Annotated in this window: 22 protein-coding genes and 1 other RNA gene; 19 read left to right on the top strand and 4 right to left on the bottom strand. The window is 71.7% G+C overall.

Features of this window, described 5'->3' with window-relative positions:
* Positions 1 to 90: 90 nt before the first annotated feature.
* The 12 genes from NP064_RS11565 (at position 91) to NP064_RS11510 (ending at position 11,834) form a co-directional block, all read left to right on the top strand.
* The gene (locus NP064_RS11565) at positions 91 to 441 is read left to right on the top strand and encodes a pilus assembly protein (protein WP_227569508.1); all 351 of its coding nucleotides are present in this window, start codon (positions 91 to 93) and stop codon (positions 439 to 441) included.
* Positions 438 to 920, top strand: coding sequence for a TadE/TadG family type IV pilus assembly protein (locus NP064_RS11560; protein ID WP_227569509.1), 483 nt, complete (start codon positions 438 to 440; stop codon positions 918 to 920). Before NP064_RS11565 ends, NP064_RS11560 begins: the two co-directional genes overlap by 4 nt.
* Positions 917 to 1,420: a pilus assembly protein TadG-related protein gene (locus NP064_RS11555; RefSeq protein WP_227569510.1), complete on the top strand. Its 504-nt coding sequence runs from the start codon at positions 917 to 919 to the stop codon at positions 1,418 to 1,420. Before NP064_RS11560 ends, NP064_RS11555 begins: the two co-directional genes overlap by 4 nt.
* A gap of 69 nt (positions 1,421 to 1,489) precedes the next feature.
* Entirely contained in the window at positions 1,490 to 2,605 is a 1,116-nt protein-coding gene (gene prfB / locus NP064_RS11550) for a peptide chain release factor 2 (protein WP_227569511.1), read from the top strand.
* Between the two features lie 225 nt (positions 2,606 to 2,830).
* A complete protein-coding gene (locus tag NP064_RS11545) occupies positions 2,831 to 3,946 on the top strand; it encodes a sugar ABC transporter substrate-binding protein (RefSeq protein ID WP_227569512.1) in 1,116 nt (371 codons plus the stop codon).
* A 75-nt stretch (positions 3,947 to 4,021) separates the two neighbouring features.
* A complete protein-coding gene (locus NP064_RS11540; RefSeq protein ID WP_227569513.1) occupies positions 4,022 to 4,903 on the top strand; it encodes an ATP-binding cassette domain-containing protein in 882 nt (293 codons plus the stop codon).
* On the top strand, positions 4,900 to 6,183 hold the full coding sequence (locus NP064_RS11535) for a sugar ABC transporter permease (protein ID WP_227569514.1): 1,284 nt from the start codon (positions 4,900 to 4,902) through the stop codon (positions 6,181 to 6,183). Before NP064_RS11540 ends, NP064_RS11535 begins: the two co-directional genes overlap by 4 nt.
* Before the next feature lie 216 nt (positions 6,184 to 6,399).
* The gene (gene ftsE / locus NP064_RS11530; RefSeq protein ID WP_227569515.1) at positions 6,400 to 7,089 is read left to right on the top strand and encodes a cell division ATP-binding protein FtsE; all 690 of its coding nucleotides are present in this window, start codon (positions 6,400 to 6,402) and stop codon (positions 7,087 to 7,089) included.
* Positions 7,090 to 7,101: 12 nt separating this feature from the next.
* Positions 7,102 to 8,016 carry a permease-like cell division protein FtsX gene (gene ftsX, locus NP064_RS11525; protein WP_227569516.1) on the top strand — a complete coding sequence of 305 codons (915 nt, stop codon included), beginning with the start codon at positions 7,102 to 7,104 and terminating at the stop codon, positions 8,014 to 8,016.
* A gap of 4 nt (positions 8,017 to 8,020) precedes the next feature.
* Positions 8,021 to 9,343: a M23 family metallopeptidase gene (locus NP064_RS11520; protein ID WP_227569517.1), complete on the top strand. Its 1,323-nt coding sequence runs from the start codon at positions 8,021 to 8,023 to the stop codon at positions 9,341 to 9,343.
* A gap of 109 nt (positions 9,344 to 9,452) precedes the next feature.
* Positions 9,453 to 9,923, top strand: coding sequence for an SsrA-binding protein SmpB (gene smpB, locus NP064_RS11515; protein ID WP_066582580.1), 471 nt, complete (start codon positions 9,453 to 9,455; stop codon positions 9,921 to 9,923).
* A complete protein-coding gene (locus NP064_RS11510) occupies positions 9,924 to 11,834 on the top strand; it encodes a DUF2207 domain-containing protein (RefSeq protein ID WP_227569518.1) in 1,911 nt (636 codons plus the stop codon). It begins immediately after the preceding gene.
* A 3-nt stretch (positions 11,835 to 11,837) separates the two neighbouring features.
* Here NP064_RS11510 and NP064_RS11505 read toward each other — a convergent pair whose 3' ends face one another.
* Positions 11,838 to 12,419, bottom strand: coding sequence for a TIGR03086 family metal-binding protein (locus tag NP064_RS11505; protein WP_227569519.1), 582 nt, complete (start codon positions 12,417 to 12,419; stop codon positions 11,838 to 11,840).
* Between the two features lie 3 nt (positions 12,420 to 12,422).
* Complete coding sequence (locus NP064_RS11500; protein ID WP_227569520.1) at positions 12,423 to 14,528, bottom strand: thioredoxin domain-containing protein; 2,106 nt, start codon at positions 14,526 to 14,528, stop codon at positions 12,423 to 12,425.
* Between the two features lie 104 nt (positions 14,529 to 14,632).
* Here NP064_RS11500 and NP064_RS11495 point away from each other — a divergent pair, with 104 nt between their 5' ends.
* The 5 genes from NP064_RS11495 (at position 14,633) to NP064_RS11475 (ending at position 20,445) form a co-directional block, all read left to right on the top strand.
* Positions 14,633 to 15,475, top strand: a complete 843-nt coding sequence (locus NP064_RS11495) for a CPBP family glutamic-type intramembrane protease (protein ID WP_372456368.1) — start codon at positions 14,633 to 14,635, stop codon at positions 15,473 to 15,475.
* Between the two features lie 61 nt (positions 15,476 to 15,536).
* Positions 15,537 to 16,355, top strand: a complete 819-nt coding sequence (locus NP064_RS11490) for an SDR family oxidoreductase (protein WP_227569521.1) — start codon at positions 15,537 to 15,539, stop codon at positions 16,353 to 16,355.
* Positions 16,356 to 16,403: 48 nt separating this feature from the next.
* Positions 16,404 to 18,083, top strand: coding sequence for a class I adenylate-forming enzyme family protein (locus NP064_RS11485; protein ID WP_227569522.1), 1,680 nt, complete (start codon positions 16,404 to 16,406; stop codon positions 18,081 to 18,083).
* Position 18,084: 1 nt separating this feature from the next.
* Positions 18,085 to 19,335, top strand: coding sequence for a beta-ketoacyl-[acyl-carrier-protein] synthase family protein (locus NP064_RS11480; RefSeq protein ID WP_227569705.1), 1,251 nt, complete (start codon positions 18,085 to 18,087; stop codon positions 19,333 to 19,335).
* 51 nt (positions 19,336 to 19,386) lie between these two features.
* Complete coding sequence (locus NP064_RS11475; protein ID WP_227569523.1) at positions 19,387 to 20,445, top strand: ATP-dependent DNA ligase; 1,059 nt, start codon at positions 19,387 to 19,389, stop codon at positions 20,443 to 20,445.
* Between the two features lie 22 nt (positions 20,446 to 20,467).
* Here NP064_RS11475 and NP064_RS11470 read toward each other — a convergent pair whose 3' ends face one another.
* Positions 20,468 to 20,974, bottom strand: coding sequence for a DUF6328 family protein (locus tag NP064_RS11470; protein ID WP_227569524.1), 507 nt, complete (start codon positions 20,972 to 20,974; stop codon positions 20,468 to 20,470).
* Positions 20,975 to 21,150: 176 nt separating this feature from the next.
* Here NP064_RS11470 and ssrA point away from each other — a divergent pair.
* Together ssrA and NP064_RS11460 are read left to right on the top strand one after the other, a co-directional pair.
* Positions 21,151 to 21,520: a transfer-messenger RNA gene (ssrA, locus tag NP064_RS11465) on the top strand.
* 656 nt (positions 21,521 to 22,176) lie between these two features.
* Entirely contained in the window at positions 22,177 to 22,749 is a 573-nt protein-coding gene (locus NP064_RS11460; RefSeq protein ID WP_227569525.1) for a GNAT family N-acetyltransferase, read from the top strand.
* 364 nt (positions 22,750 to 23,113) lie between these two features.
* Here the strand turns inward: NP064_RS11460 and NP064_RS11455 are convergent, their stop codons facing one another.
* Positions 23,114 to 23,803, bottom strand: a complete 690-nt coding sequence (locus NP064_RS11455) for an HAD-IA family hydrolase (RefSeq protein WP_227569526.1) — start codon at positions 23,801 to 23,803, stop codon at positions 23,114 to 23,116.
* Between the last annotated feature and the right edge of the window lie 227 nt (positions 23,804 to 24,030).

Here is a 24,030-nt window from a genome sequence, read left to right as displayed (position 1 = left end):
GCCCCGCTCGGTCGGTGGCGCGCCTCAGCGAACAGCCCACAGCACGGGCCACCGAACGGCGCGGCGGCGGGGGAGCGGGGGTCAGCGCTGGTGGACTTCGTGCTCGTCGGGGCGCTGACGTCGCTGATCTTCGCGGCGGTGCTGCAACTGGCCCTCATCCAGCACGTGCGGAACACGCTGGTCGACTGCGCGGCCGAGGGCGCCCGCTACGCGGCGCTCGCGGACCGGGGCGTCGAGGAGGGCGCGGAGCGCACCCGGGCGCTGGTGTCCGCAGGCCTGTCCGACAGGTACGCCCAGGAGGTCAGCGCGCGGCGCGCCCAGGTCGACGGGCTCGACGTGGTCGAGGTGCGGATCACCGCGCCGATGCCGGTCGCCGGGCTGCTCGGCCCGGACCGGGCGCTCACCGTCGTCGGTCACGCGCTCGCTGAGGGAGGCGAATGAGACCGCCCCGGGTGGTTCGGTGGTGGCGGGCGCGTCTGGCGACCGCTGGAGACGATCGTGGCAACGCGGTCGTCGAGTTCCTGGGAGCAGCGCTGCTCCTGATCATCCCCGTGGTGTACCTGGTGCTCGTGCTCGGTCGGCTGCAGGCGGCGACGTTCGCGGTCGAGGGGGCCGCACGCGAGTCCGGACGCGCTTTCGCCCGCGCGGAGGACCCGTCGGCTGGCACAGAGCGCGCCATCGCGGCGGTGGGACTGGCGCTGGCCGATCAGGGGTTCGGTGACGCGAGCCCGTCACAGGCCCTGACTCTCGGGTGCTCGAGCGTCCCGTGCCTCGAGCCAGGCAGCGAGGTCTCCGCGGAGGTGGAGATCGCGGTGCCGCTGCCGTTCGTGCCGTCCTTCGTGCGAGGGGTCGTGCCATTGGAGATCCCGGTGAGTGCCCGGCATGTGGCGCCCGTGGACAGATTCCGGGGCGCCCAGTGACGACGTCGAGGGCCACCAAACGCCGCGCCTGGTGGGGCGAGCGGTGGCGCACATCCACTGGTGACGACGGGCAGACCACCATCCTGGCGATCGGGTTCTGCGTGCTCGCGCTGCTGCTGGTGACGGCGGTCGTCTCGGCGACGGGCGTGCACCTGGACCGCAAGCGGCTGCTGGCGACCGCGGACGCGGCGGCGATCACCGCGTCGGACGAGGTCTCGGCCGCGCGGTACTACGCGGGCGATCAGGCCGGGTCGCCCGGCGGGCACGTGCCCATCACCGACGCGGGCGTGCGCCGAGCGGTGCAGGAGTTCCTCGCCGACCACCCGGAGCTCGTGGACGGGCTCGACGACGTCCAGGTGCTCGAGGCGTCCTCGCCCGACGGGCGCACCGCCGTGGTGCGGCTGGGCGCGTTCGCCCGGCCCGCGCTGATCAGCTGGATCACGGCGCCCTGGTCGGAGGGCATCGCCCTCGAGGCCGCGTCGAGCGCGCGCGCCTGGTGAGCGGCGCCGCACGCGGGGCCGCGCGTGCGTATGCCGGGGGCCCAGCGCGACCGGGTAACCTGGACCGCCGTGGCCACCACTGACTTCTCCGCGGAGATCCGCGACCTGCGTACGACTCTGGAATCCATCCAGGCGGTGAGCGACCCGACGGTGCTCCACGCCAAGATCGCGGAGCTCTCCGAGAAGGCCTCCGCGCCGGACCTGTGGGACGACCCGGAGGCGGCGCAGCGCATCACCTCGGCCCTCTCGGCCACGCAGGCGGAGCTGGACCGGGTGCAGAAGCTCGGCGGCCGCATCGACGACCTCGAGACGCTGGTGGAGATGGCCACCGAGGACGGTGGCGACGAGGAGACCCTGGCCGAGGCCGAGGCCGACCTGGTCAAGATCCGCAAGGACCTGGACGCCCTCGAGGTCCGCACGCTGCTCGCCGGCGAGTACGACCAGCGCGAGGCGGTCGTGACGATCCGCGCCGGCGCCGGTGGCGTGGACGCCGCCGACTTCGCGGAGATGCTGCTGCGGATGTACCTGCGGTGGGCTGAGCGCCACAACTACCCGACGGTCGTGCTGGACACGTCCTACGCAGAGGAGGCCGGCCTGAAGTCGGCGACCTTCGAGGTGAAGGTCCCGTACGCGTTCGGGCACCTGTCCGTCGAGGCGGGCACCCACCGCCTGGTGCGGATCTCGCCGTTCGACAACCAGGGCCGCCGCCAGACGTCCTTCGCGGCGGTCGAGGTCATCCCGCTCATCGAGCAGACGGACTCCATCGAGATCCCCGAGAACGAGATCAAGGTCGACGTGTTCCGCTCGTCCGGCCCGGGCGGCCAGTCGGTCAACACCACCGACTCGGCGGTGCGCATGACGCACATCCCCACCGGCATCGTCGTGTCGATGCAGAACGAGAAGTCGCAGATCCAGAACCGCGCCGCGGCGCTGCGCGTGCTCCAGTCCCGGCTGCTGCTGCAGCGCCAGGCGGAGGAGAACGCCGCGAAGAAGGCCATGGCCGGCGACATCAAGGCGAGCTGGGGCGACCAGATGCGCTCCTACGTGCTGCACCCGTACCAGATGGTCAAGGACCTGCGCACGGAGCACGAGGTCGGGAACACCGCCGGGGTCTTCGACGGCGACATCGACGGGTTCCTCGAGGCGGGCATCCGCTGGCGCCGCGGCCAGGACGTGCGCGCCTGACCGACCCCCTGACGCGCCCGCAGCCGGGCGCGGCCGACCAGATCGACGAGCAGGACCCCGAGGAGCGAGTGCCTCGGGGTCCTGCTCGTCGATGGGCGGGTTCGGAGCCCTCTGTCAGCGTTTGTGATCCACATCACACCGGCTTATGTTGACGCTGACAAGTGAATCCGGGCTCCCTCGCTCGGTCGACGAGCGCGACGGGGCGGCGTCACGAGGGGGAGCGCGATGCGACGAGGCAAGATCCTGGCGACAGCGGCCCTGGCAGCGTCCGCGCTCCTGGTGGCCGGGTGCTCGAACGACTCGGACTCGGAGGGCGGCTCAGGCGCCAGCCCTGGTGAGAGCTCGGCAGCGAAGGTGGGCGTGATCCTGCCGGACTCGAAGTCCTCGGCCCGGTGGGAGACCGCCGACCGCAAGTACCTCGAGGAGGCGTTCGAGGCCGCGGGGGTCGACTACGACATCCAGAACGCCCAGGGTGACAAGACCCAGTTCCAGACCATCGCCGACCAGATGATCACGAGCGGCGTCAACGTGCTCATGATCGCGAACCTCGACTCCGGATCGGGCAAGGCGGTGCTCTCGAAGGCGCAGGCCCAGGGCATCTCCACGATCGACTACGACCGGCTCACCCTGGGCGGCGGCGCGGACTTCTACGTGTCCTTCGACAACGTCGCCGTGGGGGCGCTGCAGGGCGAGGGCCTGCAGAAGTGCCTGACCGACGCCGGGACCACCACCGCGAACATCGCGTTCCTCAACGGCTCGCCCACGGACAACAACGCCACGCTGTTCAAGCAGGGCGCCGTCGAGGCGCTCCAGTCCCAGGTCGACTCGGGGGCGTACACCATCGTGGCCGACCAGGCGGTGCCGGACTGGGACAACCAGCAGGCCGGGACGATCTTCGAGCAGATGTGGACCGAGCAGGGCGGCGAGATCGACGGCGTCCTCGCGGCGAACGACGGCCTCGGCAACTCGACCATCGCCATCCTCGAGAAGAACGGCGCGAACGGCACCGTGCCGGTGACGGGCCAGGACGCGACCGACCAGGGCCTGCAGAACGTCCTCGCCGGCGACCAGTGCATGACCGTGTACAAGGCCGTGAAGAAGGAGGCCGACGCCGCTGCCGAGCTGGCGGTGGCGCTCGCCACGGGCGGCGACACCTCGGACCTCGCGACCGAGACGGTGACCGACACCGAGTCCGGCGAGGACGTGCAGTCCGTCCTGCTGGAACCGCAGGCGATCTACTTCGACAACGTCAAGGACGTCATCGACGACGGGTACACGACCGTCGAGAACGTCTGCACGGCGGAGCTCGCCGACAAGTGCGCAGAGGCCGGCATCTCCTGACCCGGGGGGCGGGCGCCGGGACCTCACGCGTCCCGGCGCCCGCCCGACCCGCGAACCGAACCGACGAGGTGGACGATGACGCATGCCGTCCCGGCCGACACCGACCCGGCCCTGCCCCCGACCCTCGAGGTGCGCGGCGGCAGCAAGAGCTTCGGGGCCGTGCACGCCCTGCGGGGCGTCGACCTGGTGGCACGGGCGGGGGAGGTCACCGCGCTCGTCGGCGACAACGGCGCGGGCAAGTCGACGCTGATCAAGGGCATCGCGGGCATCTTCCCGTTCGACGCCGGCGAGGTGCTGTTCGAGGGCCGCACCACGCACATCTCCGACCCCGCGCAGGCGAACGACCTGGGCATCGAGGTCGTCTACCAGGACCTCGCGCTGTGCGACAACCTCGACATCGTCCACAACATGTTCCTCGGTCGTGAGCTGAAGAAGGGGTTCCGGCTCGACGAGCAGGCGATGGAGACCCGGGCTGCCGAGGTGCTCGCGCAACTGTCGGTGCGGTCGGTGCGCTCGGTCCGGCAGCACGTCGCGAGCCTGTCGGGCGGGCAGCGGCAGACGGTGGCCATCGCGCGGGCGGTGCTGTGGAACTCCCGGCTGGTCATCCTCGACGAGCCGACCGCCGCGCTCGGCGTCGCCCAGACCGAGCAGGTGCTGCAGCTGGTGCGCCAGCTGGCCGAGGCGGGCCTGGCGGTCGTGCTGGTCTCGCACAACATGCATGACGTGTTCGAGGTCGCGGACTCGATCGCGGTGCTCTACCTGGGGCAGACCGCCGCGCAGGTGCGGGCGGCGGGCACGAGCCGCGCCGAGGTCATCGAGCTCATCACGAGCGGCGCGACGAGCGCGGGGCCGGCGTCGCGCTCGGACGGCGCCGCTCGGCCCGAGGGCGCCACCCCCACGGCCCCGACAGCCGCTCCCACGGCAGACCCGACGAGCAACGGAGGCACCCCCGCATGAGCGCACCCACCGTCAGGCCTGCCACGCCGCCCCCGTCCTCGACCCCGCTGGCCGGCGCCGTCGAGCAGCCCACGCTCGCCGAGGCGGTCCAGGCGTACTGGCGGCGCGTGCGCGGCGGCGACATGGGGTCGCTCCCGGCGATCCTTGCGCTGGCCGTGCTCGCGGGGGTGTTCGTGCTGCTCAAGCCGCAGACGTTCCCCTCGGTGCTCAACATCGCGAACCTCTTCCAGCAGGGCGCTGTCGTGGCGACCATCGCCATGGGGCTGGTGTTCGTGCTGCTGCTCGGCGAGATCGACCTCTCGGCGGGTTTCGCGTCGGGCGTGTGCGGAGCCGTGCTGGCGGTCACGCTGCGCGACTTCGGGTGGCCCTGGTACGCGGCGCTCGCGGTGGCGATCCTCACCGGGGTCGCGATCGGGCTGATGCTGGGGCTGCTCGTCGCCCGGGTGGGCATCCCGTCGTTCGTGGCGACCCTCGCGGCGTTCCTGGCGTTCCAGGGCATCGTGCTGCTCATCATCGGCTCCGGCGGCAACGTCCCGGTCACGGACCCGGTGATCGTCGCGATCCAGAACCGCAACGTGCCCCCGCTGCTGGGCTGGGTCCTCGCGGGCATCGCGGTCGCGTCGTACGCGGTGGCGAGCCTGCGGACGTGGTCGGTGCGCCGGTCGCGAGGGCTGCTGACTCCGCCCTGGGGGCTGGTCGTCGCCAAGATCGTGGTGCTCGCCGTGGTCGTGCTCGGCCTCGTGGGCGCGCTCAACCAGGAGCGCAGCCTCAACCCGGCGCGGACCTCGCTCCAGGGGGTGCCGATCGTGGTGCCGATCATCGCGGTGATCGCCCTCGTGCTGGGCTTCGTGCTGACCCGCACGGCGTTCGGCCGGCACGTGTACGCGGTGGGCGGCAATGCGGAGGCGACGCGGCGGGCGGGCATCGCCGTGAAGAAGGTCCGCATCGTGTGCTTCATGACGTGCTCGACGATGGCGGCCGTCGCCGGGGTGTTCGCGGCGTCGCGGGCCACCTCGGTGGACCCCAACGCGGGGGGCTCGAACGTGCTGCTGTACGCGGTCGGCGCCGCGGTGATCGGCGGGACGTCGCTGTTCGGCGGCAAGGGGCGCATCATCGACGCGCTGATCGGTGGCGCCGTGATCGCCGTGATCGACAACGGGATGGGCCTGCTCGGGTACTCCGCGGGCGTCAAGTACGTGGTCACCGGCGCGGTGCTGGCCGCCGCCGCGGGGGTCGACGCCCTGTCTCGGCGGCGTGCCCGCGCGACCGGCAGCGCGTAGCGCGGGGCCGCAGGCGGCTCTGGAGCCCTCGAGGGGCCGCGAACGAGCCCGCACGGCGCCACTGAGGGGGTTGGGCGCCGCCGTCGGCGCACTCACAGGCGCGTCGGCGGCGTGTCACCCCGGGTCCGTCGCGCCGCGCGCCTAACCTGCCACGAGGCCAGCACCGTCCCACCGGCACCTCGGTGCCCCCATATCCCCGAACCTGGCCCTGGCACAGTGATCCGACTCGAGAACGTCACGAAGGTCTACGCGCGCGGCGCGAGGCCTGCCCTCGACCAGGTCTCGCTGGAGGTGGAGCGAGGGGAGTTCGTCTTCCTGGTCGGCTCCTCCGGCTCCGGCAAGTCGACCTTCCTGCGGCTGGTGCTGCGCGAGGAGCGGCCGTCGGCCGGGCGGGTGTTCGTCGCCGGCAAGGACCTGACCACGCTGTCGTCATGGAAGGTGCCGCACCTGCGCCGCCAGATCGGCGCGGTCTTCCAGGACTTCCGCCTGCTGCCCAACAAGACGGTGTTCGAGAACGTGGCGTTCGCGCTGCAGGTCATCGGCAAGCCCCGGCACCACATCCAGACGACGGTGCCGGACACGCTCGAGATGGTCGGCTTGGCGGGCAAGGAGAAGCGGCGCCCGCACGAGCTCTCCGGCGGCGAGCAGCAGCGGGTCGCGATCGCGCGGGCGTTCGTGAACCGGCCGTCGATCCTGCTGGCCGACGAGCCCACCGGAAACCTGGACCCCACCACGTCGCTGGGCATCATGCGGCTGCTGGACCGGATCAACCGGACGGGCACCACCGTCGTCATGGCGACCCACGACGACGAGATCGTCGACCAGATGCGCAAGCGCGTGATCGAGCTGTCGCAGGGCGAGCTGGTCCGCGACCAGTCACGCGGCGTCTACGGCTCGGCGCGCTGAGGGGGCACGGCAGTGAGACTCCAGTTCATCCTGTCCGAGATCGGCATCGGGTTGCGGCGCAACCTGTCGATGTCCATCTCCGTCGTCCTCGTCACCTTCGTCTCGCTCACCTTCGTGGGCGCGGCCGCGCTGCTGCAGATGCAGATCGGCGCCATGAAGGACGACTGGTACGACAAGGTCGAGGTCTCGGTCTACCTGTGCCCGCAGGTCTCGTCGAAGGCGACGTGCGCGGGCGGCGAGGTCACCGACGACCAGAAGCAGGCGATCGAGGCCGAGCTAGCCTCCGCGGACATCGCCCCCTATGTCGAGAAGGTCTACTTCGAGACCAAGGAAGAGGCCTTCGAGTCCTTCCAGAAGATGTACTCCGACCAGTGGTGGGCCGAGGAGACGACCGCCGACGACATGTCGCCGTCGTTCCGGATCAAGCTGGCCGACCCCACGAAGTACCAGGTGGTCGCCGACGTGCTGTCCGGGCGGCAGGGCGTGGACGAGGTGCGCGACCAGCGCCAGCTCTTCGACTCGCTGTTCCTGGTGCTGAACCGGGCCACGATGCTGTCGGTGGGCCTGGCGGCGGTGATGCTGCTGGCGGCGATGCTGCTGATCACCACCACGATCCGGCTCTCCGCGATGAGCCGGCGCCGGGAGACGGGCATCATGCGGCTCGTCGGGGCGTCGAACATGTTCATCCAGCTGCCGTTCATGCTGGAGGGCGCCATCGCCGCGACGCTGGGCGCCGGGCTGGCTGTGGCAGCCCTGTGGGCAGGGGTGCATTATCTGATTGCCGACTGGCTGGGCAGCTCGGTGACCTGGATCCCGTACGTCACGACCAGTGATGTGATGGTCATCGCGCCGTTCCTCGCCATCGTGGCGATCGGGCTGGCCGCGATCGCCTCACTGGTGACCCTGAGCCGTTACACCAAGGTGTGATCACATGAGCAGACGACGTCGTTTGCGGAGCAGGATGCTCGCCCTCGTGCTGGTGGGCTCGCTGGCCGGGCTCACCGCCGTGGGCGGGCCCGCGATCGCGGACACCCTGTCCGACAAGCGCGCCGCCGCGAAGAAGCAGGAGCAGGAGAACGCCGCCAAGCGCGAGCAGCTCGCCGCGTCCCTCGAAGGCCTCAGCGCCGAGCTGGGCCAGGCTCTGCTCGACCTGCAGGCCATGGAGCAGCGGATGCCGCAGGCCCAGGCCGAGCTCGCCGAGGCGCAGGAGTCGCTCGACCGGTCGCAGCGCGAGGCGACGTTGGTGGCCGCGCGCCTGCAGGACGCGCTCGACCAAGAGGTGTCGATCGGCTCGACGATCGAGCAGGACACGGCCCGCGCCACCCGGATCCGCGAGTCCATCGGCCAGATGGCCCGCGAGGCGTACAAGGGCGGCGGCACTGCGACCAGCATGGACATCGTCCTGGGCGCGAAGAGCACCGAGGAGTTCATCGAGCAGTACGGGCTGGTCAGCACGGCACTGCGCACCCAGACGAACACGCTCGACGAGCTGCGGGAGCTGCAGGCGCAGAACGCGAACAGCCAGGCCCGCCTGGAGGCGGTGCGCGGCCGCGTGCAGGAGCTGAAGGCCGAGGCCGACGAGAAGGTCGTGGAGGCGGACGCGGCGCGGGCCCAGGCCCAGGAGCGCAAGGACGAGATCCAGCAGCTGATCTCCCAGCAGGCCGCGAAGAAGGCGCAGATCGAGGACCAGAAGGCCGCGGCTGAGGCCGAGGCCGCTGCAGCCGACGCCGAGGCGGCGAAGATCGCCGCCGAGCTGGCCGCGATCGCGGCGCAGCAGCGGGCTGCCGAGGCGGCAGCGGCGGCGGCCGCGGGCAAGCCCCAGGCGCCCGCGGGCCCGGTGGGCGGAAGCCTGTTCGCCAACCCGACGAGCATCAACCCGATGTACGTCACCTCGAACTACGGGATGCGCCTGCACCCGACGCTCGGGTACGTGCGCCTGCACGCGGGCATCGACCTGCGCACGTACTGCGGCACCCCGATCTACGCGGGCCGGGCGGGCTCGGTGCAGTGGGCGCAGTACCGGAACGGCTTCGGCAACCAGGTCATGGTGGACCACGGGCTCGTCAACGGCAGCTCGCTGATGTCGAGCTACAACCACATGACGAGCTTCTCGGTGAGGTCCGGGCAGCGCGTGGAGCAGGGGACGCTGCTGGGCTACTCGGGCAACACGGGCACCTCCGCGGCGTGCCACCTCCACTTCGAGGTGTACGTCAACGGCGGCACGCAGGACCCGGGCCCGCTGCTCGGCCGCTGACCGGGGGTATTGGCTCGGGCTGGATACCACCCGGGCGGTAGGCTCGACGACCGGAAGGTGGAGCGCGCCGGCGGGAGCCGTCCGCGCGTCGTGGGAGGAAGGGGAGGTCGTGGCCAAGGACACTGGGCGCAAGCTCGTCGCGTCCAACAAGAAGGCACGTCACGACTACCTGATCGAGGACGTCTTCGAGGCGGGCGTCGTCCTCACGGGGACCGAGGTCAAGGCGCTGCGCGCCGGACGCGCGTCGCTGGTCGACGGCTGGTGCGAGGTGGAGAACGGCGAGGCGTGGCTCGAAGGGGTGCACATCCCCGAGTACACGCAGGGCACGTGGACCAACCACGCCCCGCGGCGCAAGCGCAAGCTGCTGCTGCACCGCTCCGAGATCGACCGGCTCGACATGAAGGCCCGCGCCAAGGGGCAGACGATCATCCCGCTGTCGCTGTACTTCCTGGACGGCAGGGCCAAGGTGGAGATCGCCCTGGCACGAGGCAAGCGCGAGTACGACAAGCGCCAGGCGCTGCGTGAGCGCCAGGACAACCTGGAAGCCCACCGGGCGATCCGAGAGAAGAGAGACCTCTAGGTGGACCACGGCTCCAGCCCTGCTCGACGGCGAGCGGGGGAGTCGGGCACGCGCGCCCTGGCCCTCGCCGGCGCCGTGCTCCTCGCCCTGGTGTGCCTCCTGGGCCCGGCGGCCTCGCAGGCGTCCGCCCAGGAGGTCGACGGGCGACAGATCACCCGGTACGACGCGCAGGTCGCGGTGGCCACCGACGGCACGATGCGGGTCGAGCTCGACTTCGACTTCGACTTCGGCGACGAGCCCGGCCGCGGCCCGTACCTGTCGTGGGTGACCCGGATGGACGCCGGCGAGAACCGCGACCGGGTCTACACGATCGAGGACGTGACGGCCTCGAGCCCGTCGGGAGCGCCCGCGGGCGTCAACCTCGAGGAGGAGTCGGACGCCCTGGTGCTGCGGGTGGGGGACCGCGACCGCGACGACATCCACGGCGTGCAGTCCTACCGCGTCGGCTACACGATCTCGGGGATGCCCAACCCGGACGTGACCGACACGGTCACCGGGGCGCAGGTCGACGAGCTCTACTGGAACGCCATCGGCGCGGACTGGGAGATCCCGCTCTCGGACGTCACCGTCACCGTGACCGGCCCCGGCGAGGTCGTGCAGGCCGCGTGCTACGCCGGCCCCGCGGGCTCCTCGGCCCGGTGCGACGCGGCTGACGCCCAGGGCGACGTCGCCCGCTTCGCCCAGGCGTCGATCCCGGTGGGCGACCAGCTCAGCGTGGCCGTCGGCTGGCCGGTCGGCACGCTGGTGGGCGCCGAGCCGGTGTTCGAGGAGCGCCCCGATCCCGCGGCCTTGCTGGCGCCCACCCCGCTGAGCGGGGCGCTCGCGCTGCTGGTGGGGATCGGCGGCATCGGCCTGGCCACCCATCGGGTGCGGTCGAGGGGACGCGACGAGGCGTACCTGGGGCTCACCCCGGGGCTGGCGCCGGTCGCGGGCGGCGAAGCGGCCGTGGGCCCACGGGACCGGCGCGCCCCGGTCGCCGTGCAGTTCTCACCCCCGCCCGGCGTCCGGCCAGGCGAGCTCGGGACGCTGCTCGACGAGGTGGCGCACCCGCAGGACGTCACGGCCACCCTGATCGACCTCGCGGTGCGCGGCTACCTCCGCATCGAGGAGGTGCCGCGCAGCAAGCCCGGCAAGAAGCCGAAGGACTGGACCCTGGTGCGGCTGAGGGACGCGGAAGGGCTCATCGCCTACGAGCGCACCCTCTACGACGCGCTCTTCACCCGCCGTGACCGCATCACGCTCACCGACCTCAAGGCCACCTTCTCGGGCACGATGGCCACCGTGCAGACCGGCCTCTACGAGGAGGTCACGGCACGCGGCTGGTTCCGGACCTCGCCCGCCAAGGTGCGGACGCACTGGCGCTGGGCGGGCACCGGGCTGGTCGCCCTCGCCGGCCTGATCGGCGTCATCGGCCTGATGATCGAGGCGACAGGGGCCCTGCTGCCACCGCTGGCGCTGGGCGTCGTGGGCATCGTGGTGATCGCCATGGCGGGCGCCGCCCCGGCCCGGACCGCCGCCGGCACCGCGGTGCTGGCGCAGGCCAAGGGGTTCCAGCAGTACCTGGCGACCGCGGAGGCGGAGCAGCTCCGGTTCGAGGAGGGCGAGGACCTGTTCTCGCGCTACCTGCCGTACGCGATCGTCTTCGGGCTCGCGGAGCGGTGGGCGGGGATCTTCGGCACGCTCGCGGCGCAGGGCCGCGCCGTGGCCGAGCCGGACTGGTACGTGGGGGCCTACGCCCACGGGCCGTTCTGGGTGTCATACGCGGCGTTCGGCAGCAGCCTGGAGAGGTTCAACCAGGTCGCGACGACGTCACTGGCCGCGACCCCCGGATCGTCGGGAGACTCCGGGTCCTCTGGAGGCGGTGGGTTCTCCGGCGGCGGTGGGGGCGGTGGCGGCGGCGGAGGCTGGTGAGCGTCAGGCGCGGCGGCCGAACAGGGCCAGCAGCCGGGTCTGAGCCTCCTCCTCGTCGGAGACGTCGATCGGAGACGGCGGCTCGTCCGGGCCCGTGAACATCGGGCCGCGGAGCGACTCCTCGGCCCTGCCTGTCCACTCCACGAGCAGGCGGTCCACCGTGGCGGGGTCGAGGTCGGCGTCGGCGTCGATGGCCGTGGCCAGGTCCCAGCTGTGCAGGGCCAGGTCGGTGACCATCTGGTCGAGATACTGGTCGGCAGTCAGCGGCGTGTCGCTGAACTGCACGGTGCGCTCGAGGGCGCCCGGCTCGGCGAACGCGGCGAGCGCCGACTCCACCGCGAGCCGCCACGCGGCCAGCGGGTCGTCCCCGAGGAGGTCGCCCTCGAAGCGGTCGCCGATCTCCTCGACGCTCCGCCCCGCGAGCAGCTCAGGCGCCCACAGCTGCTCGGCCGTGAGGTGGTTGAGGAGCTCTCGGACTGTCCAGTTGGCGTAGGACGTCGGAGTGTCCCAGCGGTCGCCGACTTGCGTCACCAGCGACGTGATCTTGTCCGCGTTCACGCGGTGCAGAAGGTGGAGTTCGTCCATACCTCATCGTGCGCCCGGCGCCGTGGCCGCGCCACCGAGCGCACGGGCCAGCTGTCCCGGGTCGGTGGCGGGCAGGTCGCACACGAACCCCCGGCACACGTAGGCGGCCGCGAGCCCGCCCACGAGCGTGCGCCCCTCGAGGAGCGGGACGCGGGTGCCGAGCACCTCGATGCGCTCCGGGTCCCCGACCGCGAGCACCGCGCCCGGGGCGGGAGAACGCCGCGCGACCTGGGCGAGCTCTCCGGTGGCCGGGTCGAGCGAGCGACCGATGACCGCGACCTGCACGGGCCCGTCCAGCGCGGCCTCGGTGACGGCGAGGGCCCACCCGCACGCGCGTGGCGCCCGTGCGGCGATGGCGAGCGGCACGGCGAGCGCGGCCTCGGCGGCTTCGCGGTGGCGTGCCGAGCCGGTGAGGGCCGCGTACGCCAGCAGCGCGCCGGCGGCGGCGGACGGGCCGGCGGGCGCCGGGCCGTCGGCGATGTCCCGGGGGCGCAGCATGCGGGCCAGGACCGGGTCGGTGCGGTCGTCTGCGGTGTCGAAGAAGCCGCCGTCGCCGTCGGAGAAGTGGGACAGCACGGTCTCCAGCAGCTCGCCAGCCCGGGTGAACCAGTGCTCGTCATCCGTCACCGAGTACAGGGCAAGGAAGCCCTCGGCGACGTTCGCGTAGTCCGCGAGGACACCCGCGGCCGTGCTGACGACGCCGTCGCGGGACGTCCGCATCACACGGGTCTCGGCGGCGCCGTCGGGCCCGGTGGGCTCGGTGCGCAGGTGCACCGTGTCGAGCAGGGCCGCGGCGCGCAGCGCGGCCGCCACCCAGTGCCGGTGCCCCAGGATCGCGCCGGACTCAGCCAGGGCGGTGATCGCCAGGCCGTTCCACGCCGCGACGACCTTCTCGTCACGCTGGGGCTGCGGGCGGTCGCGCCGGGCCTTGAGCAGGCGCCGGCGGACCGAGGCCAGTCGCTCGGCGGCGTCCTGCCCGGGGTCGTGCCGCAGTTGGAGCACCGAGGCGCCGTGCTCGAACGTGCCCTCCTCGGTCACCCCGAAGACCTTCGCGGCCCAGGCGCCGTCCTCCGCGCCCAGCACCTCCTCCAGCTGCGCGGGCGTCCAGACGTAGGTCGCCCCCTCGACGCCCCGCGTGTCGGCGTCGAGGGAGGAGGCGAAGCCGCCCTGGTCGGTGCGCAGCGCCCGCATGAGCCACCGCGCGGTCCGCTCGGCGACGTCGAGCGCCAGGGCCGAGCCGGTCTGCCGCCACCAGTGCGTGTACACGCGCAGCAGCAACGCGTTGTCCTCGAGCATCTTCTCGAAGTGCGGCACGGTCCAGCTCGCGTCGACTGAGTACCGGGCGAAGCCGCCGCCGATCTGGTCCGCCATGCCGCCGCGGGCCATCGCCGTGAGGGTGTGCTCGGCCATGTCGAGGGCCACGACGTCGTGCGCCCGCGCAGCACGTCGCAGCAGCCACTCGAGCACCATCGTCGGCGGGAACTTGGGCGCGGAGCCGAACCCGCCGTCCTGCGCGTCGTACGAGCCGGTGATCTCGTCGCGCGCCGCCGCCGCGGCGGCCTCCATCGCCGCGGCCGAGGGGACGCCGCCGGCTCCGGGGACAGGAGCTGGTCGCGACCCGAGCGCCTCGCCGATCACCTCGGCGTTGCTCTGCAGGTCCTCGCGCTGCGTGCGCCACGCGTCCTCGACGGCCTCGAGCACCTGGCGGAACGAGGCCATGCCGCCGATCGGGACGGGCGGGAAGTAGGTGCCGCAGAAGAACGGCTGGCCGTCAGGCGTCGTGAAGACCGTCATGGGCCAGCCGCCCTGGCCCGTCATGCCCTGCGTGGCGGCCATGTACACGGCGTCCACGTCGGGCCGCTCCTCGCGGTCCACCTTGACGTTCACGAAGTGCTGGTTCATGTACGCGGCGGTCGCGTCGTCCTCGAAGGACTCGTGGGCCATGACGTGGCACCAGTGGCAGGACGCGTAACCGACCGAGACGAGCAGCGGCACGTCGCGACGGCGCGCCTCGGCGAACGCCTCGTCGCCCCACTCGTGCCAGTCGACGGGGTTCTCGGCGTGCTGCAGCAGGTACGGGCTGGTGCTGTGAGCGAGTCGGTTGGCCACCCGACCACTCTGGACCCTGCGCTCCGTCCTCGCGACGGAAGCGGCGGGTGCGCGGAGGTCGGCGCGCGGTGGCCGGACGGCTCGGCGTGCGGGAAGGTACCGCTGTGACCGACACCCTGCGCGGAGCTGCGCTGGCGACGCCGCCGACCGGGCGCCTCGCCGCCGTGCGCCTGCTCGCCGCCGCGCTGGTCTGCGGCTCGGCGGTGCTGCTGTTCGCCGTGCACCTGCGGCCGATCGCCTACCTCCCCCTGGTCGCGGGCGTGCTGCTGGCCTGGGCGGTGGACCGCGCGCTCGGAGCCGACCTCACCCTCATCGCCGTCGGCATGGGGATCATCAGCGCGATCTCCTTGAAGGCCGACCTGTCGGACGCGGGCATCGCCCGGTTCGCCGTGGTGCTGGCCCTGGCGGTGGCCGTCCCGCTCGCGCTGTCGCGCTGGTGGCTGCGGCACGACGCGATCACCTTCCCCTGGCGGGTCGGGCGGCCGTGGACGCGCGTGCACTGGACCTACCTGATCGTCGTGGTCGTGGCCGGGTACCTGGTGCTGCCCTGGTACTTCTTGACCTCCGGCGCGTGGCAGAACTGGCCGGCCCTGGACGGCTCGGGGGAGATCGCCCGGCTGTTCGTGGGCGTCGCGGCCGTGGGCACGTGGGACGAGCTGTTCTTCATCTGCACGGTCTTCGCGCTGCTCCGCAGGCACTTCTCGATGTGGACCGCGAACGTGCTGCAGGCCGCGGTGTTCGTGTCGTTCCTGTGGGAGCTCGGCTACCAGTCGTGGGGGCCGCTGCTGACCGTGCCCTTCGCCCTGGTGCAAGGGCTCACGTACGCCAAGACGGCGTCGCTGACGTACGTGCTGACCGTCCACCTGCTGTTCGACGCCGTGGTGTTCGCGGTGCTCGTGCACGCCCACCACCCGCACCTGTTCGACGTCTTCCTCACCTCGGTGTAGCCACCGAGGCGGCGCCGGGCCAGACTGACCACGTCGGCGTACCAGGGGCAGGGGAGACGACGTGGAGCACAGCAACGACAAGATCGCTCTGGTGACCGGGGGGTCGCGCGGCATCGGGCGCAGGGTCGCGGAGCGGCTGGCCGAGCGCGGGTGCCAGGTGGTGGTCGGGTACCGCAAGAACTCCGAGCTGGCCGAGGAGGTGGTGCGCGAGCTCAAACGCCTGGGCGGCGGGGGCTTCGCGGTGCGGGCCGACCTCGAGAACCCGGAGGAGGTGACGACGCTCTTCGACGCGGTCGCCGAGGAGTACGGGCGGCTCGACTACTACGTGAACAGCGCGGCAGCCGCGGCGTTCAAGCACGTGGTCGACCTCAAGCCCCACCACCTGGACCGCGCCTACGGCGTCAACGTGCGCCCGTTCGTGCTGGGCGCGCAGGAGGCTGTGACGCTGATGGACCGGGGCGGGCGCATCGTCGCGCTGACCAGCTACGGCAGCATCCGCGCGTTCCCCACCTACGCGGCCCTGGGCTCCTACAAGGCGGCCGTCGAGTCGTTCGTGCGGTTCATGGCCGTGGAGTTCGCCGGGTACGGCATCAACGTCAACGCCGTCAGTGGAGGGCTCATCCAGTCCGACTCCCTGGACTACTTCTACGCGATGGACGGCATCCCCCCGATCGAGAGCGTGCTGGCCCGCATCCCCAAGGGGCGCGCCGGGACCGTCGACGAGATGGCCGCGACCGTCGACTTCCTGCTCTCTCCCGGCTCGGAGTACATCACCGGCCAGACCCTGGTGGTCGACGGCGGGCTGTCCATCGCCGCGCCGCCGTTCCACGTCGACGCCACGGCGCCCATCGCCCTCCCGGAGCGTCCCCGCCGGGACTGAAGCCCCACCTGCGTCCATGCCCGGCCGACGACCGAGAGGACCCGCACTGTGAGCTACGACCCGACCAGGTTCCAGCAGTACGTCGAGCACGAGCTGACGTACGTCGCGGGGTTCCGCCGCAACGTGCGCAGGTACGGCGACGCCGTGGCGGTCACCGAGCCCGTGAGCGGGCGGACGTGGACCTACGCGCAGCTCGGCGCCGACGTGGACCGCACCGCGACCATGCTGGCCGAGCGCGGCGCGGGCCGGGGCGACGCGGTGGTCTACCAGCTCTACAACGGCGTCGAGTTCGCACTGCTGTACCTCGCCACGCACAGCCTCGGCGCGGTCAGCGTGCCGATCAACTACCGGCTCGCCCCCGCGGAGATCTCGCACATCCTGCGGGACAGCGACCCGGTGGTGTTCGTCTACGACCAGGAGTGCGCGCCCGCCGCGCAGCGAGCGCTCGACCTGGCGGGGACCTCGCCGGCGGTGCTGGTGGTGGGGCCGGGCGGCAACGGCGTGCAGTCCTTCGACGCGGCGGTCGAGCAGTCCGGCGGCGGGCTGCAGGCGGTCCCGCTCGACGGGTTCTCCACCTACGAGGAGACCACCCGGCTGTACACCTCGGGCACCACCGGCATGCCCAAGGGCGTGGCGCTGCCGTCCCTCGTTGAGGTGATGACCGCCCACGACGTGATCATGCACTTCCCGCTGACCCCGGCCGACCGCACCCTCAACATGACCCCGTGGTTCCACCGCGGCGGCCTGCACTCCGGCGGCCCGACGCCAGCCTTCTACATCGGCGCGAGCGTGGCGCCGATGCGCGCCTTCGACGCGGCCACCGTGCTCGACTGGGTGGGGGAGCACTCCCTGACTTTCCTGATCGGCGCGCCGACCACGCTGGAGATGCTCGCAGCCGAGCAGGAGCGCGAGCCCCGGGACCTCGGCACGCTCAACGGCATCGTCACGATGGGGGCGCCCCTGGACCGCGCGGCGGCGCTGCGCTACCAGCAGGTGCTCACCCCCCGGATCTTCAACGGCTACGGCACCACCGAGGCGTTCTGGAACACGTTCCTGCGGCCCGAGGACCTGCCCGATCGCGCCGGGACCGCCGGGCGGGCGTGCACCGACGACGACGTCGCCGTGGTCAAGGTCTTCGAGGACCGCCGCGCCGCGCCCGACGAGCTCGTCGCGCAGGACGGCGTCGAGGCCGGGGAGCTGATCATGCGCTCGCCCAAGTCCGGCTACAGCTACGTGAACCTGCCCGGGCTGGAGGAGGAGAAGTTCCACGACGGGTGGCTCTACCCGGGCGACATGGCCACCTGGGACGCCGACGGGTACGTGACGATCTTGGGCCGCAAGGACGACATGATCCTGTCGGGCGGGGAGAACGTGCACCCGGTGCAGGTCGAGGCGGCTCTCGCCGACCACCCGGACGTCGCGAACTCCGTGGTGGTGGGTGTCCCGGACGAGCGGTGGGGGCAGCGGATCGTCGCGTATGTGGTCCGCCGCGACGGGGTGGTGGGCGTCGACGAGCTGGACGCGTTCTGCCGAGGGCACGACGCGCTCGCGGACTTCAAGCGCCCGCGCGCGTACCGGTTCGTCGACGAGGTCCCGCTGACCGCGACCGGCAAGAAGATGCACTTCAAGGTCGTCGAGCAGGCGGTGCAGGACGACCGCGACGGGTTGCTGGAGTCGCCGGCGCGGAGCACAGGGGAGGCCCCGGTGGGAATGGAGCGCCGTGGCTGACATGGCCGAGCACGTGGCCGACGACCGGCGGGTGGTGATCACCGGGATGGGGGCGCTCACCCCGCTGGGCAACTCGTGGCCCGAGACGTGGGCGGGGCTGCTCGAGGGGCGTAGCGGCGTCGACAAGATCACCGCGTTCGACGCGTCCGAGTTCCCGACCCGCATCGCGGGGGAGGTCCGCGGGTTCGACCCGGCGGCGCTGCTGCCCGTCAAGCGGCGCAAGCGGTCCTCCCGGGCGTCCCAGCTCGCCGTCGCGGCGTCACGCGAGGCCGTGGCCGACGCGGGCTTGGGGCCCAGCCTTGAGGACGTCGACGCGGGGGTCGTGATCAACAGCGCCGTCTCCGGCTACCCCGAGATCCAGGACGCCACCGAGGCGTACGCGCTCGACGGCATCCGGGCGATCAGCCCGAGCTTCGTCGCGTCGTCGCTCACCAACATGGCGGCCTGCGAGGTCGCGATCGACCTGGGGGTGCACGGCCCGGTCAACGCCAGCGCCCTGGCCTGTGCCAGCGGGACGGCCGCCCTGCTCGACGCCCGCCGGACGCTGCTGGCCGGCGAGGCGGACGTCGTCATCGCCGGGGGCACTGACGCGGCCATCACACCTGTGATGTTCGCCGGCCTCACCACCATGCGCGGGCTGTCCCGCAACAACGACTCCCCGCAGGAGGCCAGCCGCCCCTTCGACGCCGACCGCGACGGGTTCGTGTTCGGCGAAGGCGCCGTGGTCTGCACGCTGGAGCTGCTCTCCCACGCCCGGGCCCGCGGCGCCCGCGTCTACGCCGAGGTGCTGGGCGGTGCGATGACCTCCGACGCCTTCCATATCGTCGCCCCCGACCCCAGCGGCCGGTACGCCGCCCAGGCCATCGCGCAGGCCCTGCGCCGAGCCCGCCTCGACCCGTCGGACGTCGAGCTGGTCGCCGCGCACGGCACCTCGACCCTGGCCAACGACCGCACGGAGACCATGGCCCTGCGCCAGGCCTTCGGTGCGCACGCCGACGGCCTGGCTGTGACGGCGCCCAAGTCCATGACCGGGCACCTGATCGGCGCCGCCGGGACGCTGGCCTCCCTGCTCTGCGCGATGGCCATCGTCGAGGGCGTCATCCCACCGACCATCAACTACGCGACACCCGACCCCGAGTGCGACCTCGACTACGTGCCCGGTGTCGCGCGCGAGCAGCGCGTCCGGCACGCGATCACCAACGCGTTCGGGTTCGGCGGGCAGAACTGCGTCCTGGCATTCGGGCCGGTGTAGGCGCGGACGCGACCTGTGGCCGGCGTGCGGAGTGCGGGCCACACTGGGCCGATGGACCTGCCTGTGATGCCGCCGGTGGACCCGATGCTGGCCAAGTCCGTGCCGGCGATCCCCCCGGGCGAGCTCTACGAGCCGAAGTGGGACGGCTTCCGCGCGATCGTCTTCCGAGACGGCGACGAGGTGGAGATCGGCAGCCGCAACACCCGCCCGATGCAGCGGTACTTCCCCGACATCGTGGAGGCGGCGCTCGCCCACCTTCCCGAGCGGTGCGTGGTCGACGGGGAGATCGTCCTCCCGTCCGCCACCACCGGCGGACTGGACTGGGACGCGCTCCAGCAGCGGATCCACCCCGCCGCGTCCCGGGTGCGGCTGCTCGCCCGGGAGACCCCGGCGCTGCTGATCCTGTTCGACCTGCTCGCGCTGGACGACGCCGACCTGACGGGCACGCCCTTCGCGGAACGCCGGGCGCGGCTCGAGCAGATCATCAGCCCCAACCCGCAGGTGTACGTCACCGCCCAGACCGACGACCAGGCCGTGGCCGCCGACTGGTTCCAGAGCTTCGAGGGCGCCGGGCTCGACGGAGTCGTCGCGAAGTCCGCCGATCTGCTCTACCAACCGGGCAAACGCGTCATGGCGAAGGTCAAGCACGGGCGCACCGCCGACTGCGTGATCGCCGGGTACCGCCCGCACAAGTCCGGCGACGACGCCGTCGGCTCCCTGCTGCTCGGCCTGTACACGTCCGAGGGGGTGCTCGCGTCCGTGGGCGTCGCCGCCGCCTTCTCGATGGCCCGGCGCCGCGAGCTCGTCACCGAGCTCGCACCGCTGGTCACCTCGCTCGACGACCACCCGTGGAACTACGACGCCAGCGGCCGCACCCCGCGCGAGTCCGAGCAGAGCCGGTGGAGCGCCGGCAAAGACCTCTCCTTCATCCCGCTGCGCCCCGAGCTGGTCGTCGAGGTCGGCTACGACCACCTCGAGGGCGACCGGTTCCGGCACGTCGCCCAGTTCCGGCGCTGGCGGCCCGACCGCGACCCGTCATCGTGCACCTACGAGCAGCTCGAGGAGCCGGTGTCCTACGCGCTCGCGGACGTCCTGGCGGCGGGCGTCTAGCCGTCCGGACCACCGTCCGCCGCTACGGGCTCGGCCGCGGCGAGTCACCCGAGACATGGGCCAGGCGCAACGGGATCACCAGCCAGAGGGCCGTCAGCGCGACGAGCACCGTGGCGCCCGCCACGATCCCCTCCGCACGGCCCACCACCACGTCGAAGATGAGCATCGCGGTGCCCGAGAGCACCAGCGCCAACGTCCCCAGGCCCGCCCGCGCCAACCGGTCCGCCGCGGACACCAGCTCGGCCTTCAGGCGTTTGCGGAACAGGATCCGATGCACGCTCACGGGCGCCACGATCAGGCCTGTCGTGATCACCGCCAACACCACCAGCTCCAGGTACAGGTTCCGCTGATAGGCGTCCAGATCGCCGAAGCGCTGCTGGAACGGGACCGTCAGCAGGAACCCCGTGAGGATCTGCACGCCCGTCTGGGTGACACGCAGCTCCTGGAGCAGCTCGTTCCAGTTGCGGTCCATCCGCTCCGTGGGGGTCTCGTTGCGGTCGCCGTCGGGCGTCTGGTCGGGGGCGGACATGGTCACCTCGGGGGATCGGTGCGGAGTGCTCCGTGCATCGTGGCGCTCGGCGGCCCATCGCGCGCGGCGAACGGTCCCGCGACTGAGGGAATCTAGGCGACGCCCGCCGCGTTCTCCCGTAGACTGACCACGCGCGTCCGCCCTCCGGGGTGGTCGGGCGGTTGACAACTGCACATGGGGGTGATCGGTTTCGACGGTGGTCGTTCAGCCAGGAGAAGCGGGCCGAGGACGCACGGTTATCTCGTTAACGATCCGCGCAAACCAATAGGTGCCGATTCCAAGCGCACCGACTTCGCACTCGCCGCCTGAGCGAGTCCTGAAGTCCGTCAGCCCGAGAGTGCTCTCGACTCGGTAACTGGCGTCATCTAGAGAGCCACTGCTCACAGTCCTCGTTGTCGGGGCTGTGGGGACTTTTAGACAACTGAGCCCGCTTTCGCGACACGCTTGCTAGATCGCGAGGGCTGAGAAAGAGCGCAGCGAGCTGCGCCCGGAGAAGTCCTGGTTCCACGTCATCGGACGCGGGTTCGATTCCCGCCACCTCCACCATGAGGTCTTCGTAGAACGCGGAGACACTCTTCGTAGATTGCGATGAGGCCCGTCCCTGCTGGGACGGGCCTCACGTATGTCGGCTGCCGGTGTTCAGGAGGGAAGCTCCGCGTCGTCCGCTTCGGCGGTGTCCCGGTCTTGGTTGATCACGCCGAAGAGGACGTGGACGCTGGGCGACCTTGGCAGCGCTCGCGAGGTTCCCCAGCTCCTCGCCGTAGAGGGCCACGCTGGACCAGCGCCCCATCGGCCGCCACCACCGCCGGGGAAGACGCTCTGCTGGAGGCCGGAGGTCTTACCGGCTGTGTCCCTAGCGAGGACGACTACGTTGGTGCGGCAAGCAGGCTGGAGGTCGCCCACGCACGCCTGGGTCGGAGCCGACGCCTGGCGGAGTCGTTCGAGAACACCGTGTCCTCCGCTACGGCTTGGCTACAGGTCTCCTGCATCGCCGAAATCCTGCGCGCCCTGCCGAAACCCACAGCGCGGCGGGCAGACACCGCGGGACCAGGTCTCGGCGTGCGGCAGTGGCCCCTGTCTGGAGCATGACCGGCTGCCCTTCGAGGGAGAGGTCGGGTGTGGAGCGCGTCAGGCCAGGCCGGCGGCCGCACCACTTGCGCCAGATGAGTGCGTGCGGGGTCGCCCGTGGTTGCGGGGCTCCTATGCTGCTTGCGGTGAGCGCCTTACCGCTGCCTGACCCGGACTTGTCCTCCGGTGGCGTCCTGTTGCGACCGTGGCTCGCCGACGAGGCAGTCGCTCTGCATGCGGCCTTCGCTGACCCGGAGGTGCTGGCGTTCACATGGCCGTCCCCTGACCCTTACCTCGTCGAGGACGCGCAGCGGTTCTTGGAGGACCAGCAGCGCTCGCGGATCGCGGGGCAGGAGTTGCAGCTGGCGGTGGCGGCGTGCGGCACGGGGATGCTGTGGGGCGGTGTGTCGCTGTACGCGGTCGATCTGACGCAGCGACGGGCGTCCATCGGGTACTGGCTCACGACGGCGGCGCGTGGTCGGGGTGCCGCGACCACAGCCGTTCGGCTGCTGACGGATTGGGGCTTCGACGCCCTGAACCTCGCGCGCGTGGAACTGACCTGCGGCCCCGACAACATCGCCTCGCAGCGGGTAGCTCAGCGATGCGGGTTCCGGCGCGAAGGCGTGCTGCGCTCGCACATGACCTTCAAATCGGGTCGCCGGGACACCGTTGTCCACAGCCTGCTGGCTGGAGGCCTCGCCGAGTGAGGGCCGCGCTGCCGCGAACTGTCCGGTGCACGAGACGCTCGCCGCTGCCCTGTGGTGGGCCTGCGTTCCGCGGGCCGTTGCGCAACGATGGCCCACGGCGTGGCCAGACGCACGCGTCTGTAGTAACGGCCATAGGACGCGGCGCCATGGCCTGACCGGGTCGCCCGGGGCTTCGGGGCGGTCGGTCGGCCCAGCGGAGCGTTCCGTAGAGGATTCCTCCTTTGGGACATGTCTCGCTCACCCCCAACAACCGGGACACTCCATCCCTGGCGGCGGCCCGGCGTGCGCCCCTCGGGCCATGATCGGACGTCTGAGCCGTCGCGGCATGGCCGTGAGCCCGCCCCGCAGGAGGCGATGCCAAAGGTTAGGGGAGTGCGAGCACCACGCGGTGGCCCTCGATGCGTGCTCTCACCTGGCGGAAGTCGATCACTCGTCGGAGATCACGGGTGATGGGTGACTCGTAGCCACCGACGACGACGGTGAACGCACCTGCGGCCCTCGCGGCCTGCAGGCCCGCTTCAGCGTCCTCGAAGGCGGCGCAGTCCTCCGCGGAGACCCCGAGCGCGGCTGCCGCACGCAGGAACCCGTCAGGAGATGGCTTGCCAGCCTCGACGTCTTCCGCGGCCACGAGCACGGTGGGACACGACAGGCCAACTGCCGTCAGCCGGCGTACGGCGAGCTCCCGCTCAGCCGACGTCACCACGGCGACGCATGCGTCGGGCAGTGAGGCGAGCAGATCGCGTGCTCCGGGGATCGCGATGATCCCCTCAAGGCGTACGAGTTCGTCGGCCTCGATGTCGGCTGCGACGTCGCGTGCCTGGTGTGGGTCCGGCAGGAAAGCGGTCACTGTGTCAATGGTGCGGCGTCCGTGGGAGAAGCGCAGCACCGCTTCAAGGTCGACGCCGTGCGTGGCGGCGAACTCACCCCAGACGGCCTCGACGACAGCGGTGGAGTCCACGAGCGTGCCGTCCATATCGAGCAGGACAGCCGCGACGGCCAACTCGTACGCGGGCGGCATCCCCCTATCGGCGGCGTGGAGCGGGCGGATCGTCACTTGTCGGACACTACCTCGGCGAAACGCGCGGTGAGCGGGCGAGGACGACCACGCGATCCGCCTCGGGAGCCAGCGTGCCGCATGTCATCTGCAAAACGGCATGAGCGCGGCACCGGCCGCCGCGGGGGAGTGTTCCGTAAGGGGAACCTCCAACGGCCCACTCAATGACCGAGGCGCTAGGACCGTGCTGAGCGTCATGCTTTGTCCCGTATGAGCCGCCCGAGAAA

The organism is Cellulomonas chengniuliangii (assembly GCF_024508335.1).
Taxonomy (GTDB): Bacteria; Actinomycetota; Actinomycetes; order Actinomycetales; family Cellulomonadaceae; genus Cellulomonas_A; species Cellulomonas_A chengniuliangii.
This window is presented reverse-complemented; position numbering and strand designations above follow the sequence as displayed.

Bases quoted from the DNA above. Each gene is read 5' to 3' on its own strand.
- NP064_RS11560 (WP_227569509.1), top strand. From the start codon at position 438: ATGAGACCGCCCCGGGTGGTTCGGTGGTGGCGGGCGCGTCTGGCGACC.
- NP064_RS11545 (WP_227569512.1), top strand. From the start codon at position 2,831: ATGCGACGAGGCAAGATCCTGGCGACAGCGGCCCTGGCAGCGTCCGCG.
- NP064_RS11540 (WP_227569513.1), top strand. From the start codon at position 4,022: ATGACGCATGCCGTCCCGGCCGACACCGACCCGGCCCTGCCCCCGACC.
- NP064_RS11535 (WP_227569514.1), top strand. From the start codon at position 4,900: ATGAGCGCACCCACCGTCAGGCCTGCCACGCCGCCCCCGTCCTCGACC.
- NP064_RS11520 (WP_227569517.1), top strand. From the start codon at position 8,021: ATGAGCAGACGACGTCGTTTGCGGAGCAGGATGCTCGCCCTCGTGCTG.
- NP064_RS11505 (WP_227569519.1), bottom strand. From the start codon at position 12,419: ATGGACGAACTCCACCTTCTGCACCGCGTGAACGCGGACAAGATCACG.
- NP064_RS11480 (WP_227569705.1), top strand. From the start codon at position 18,085: ATGGCCGAGCACGTGGCCGACGACCGGCGGGTGGTGATCACCGGGATG.
- NP064_RS11475 (WP_227569523.1), top strand. From the start codon at position 19,387: ATGGACCTGCCTGTGATGCCGCCGGTGGACCCGATGCTGGCCAAGTCC.
- NP064_RS11470 (WP_227569524.1), bottom strand. From the start codon at position 20,974: ATGTCCGCCCCCGACCAGACGCCCGACGGCGACCGCAACGAGACCCCC.
- NP064_RS11460 (WP_227569525.1), top strand. From the start codon at position 22,177: ATGCTGCTTGCGGTGAGCGCCTTACCGCTGCCTGACCCGGACTTGTCC.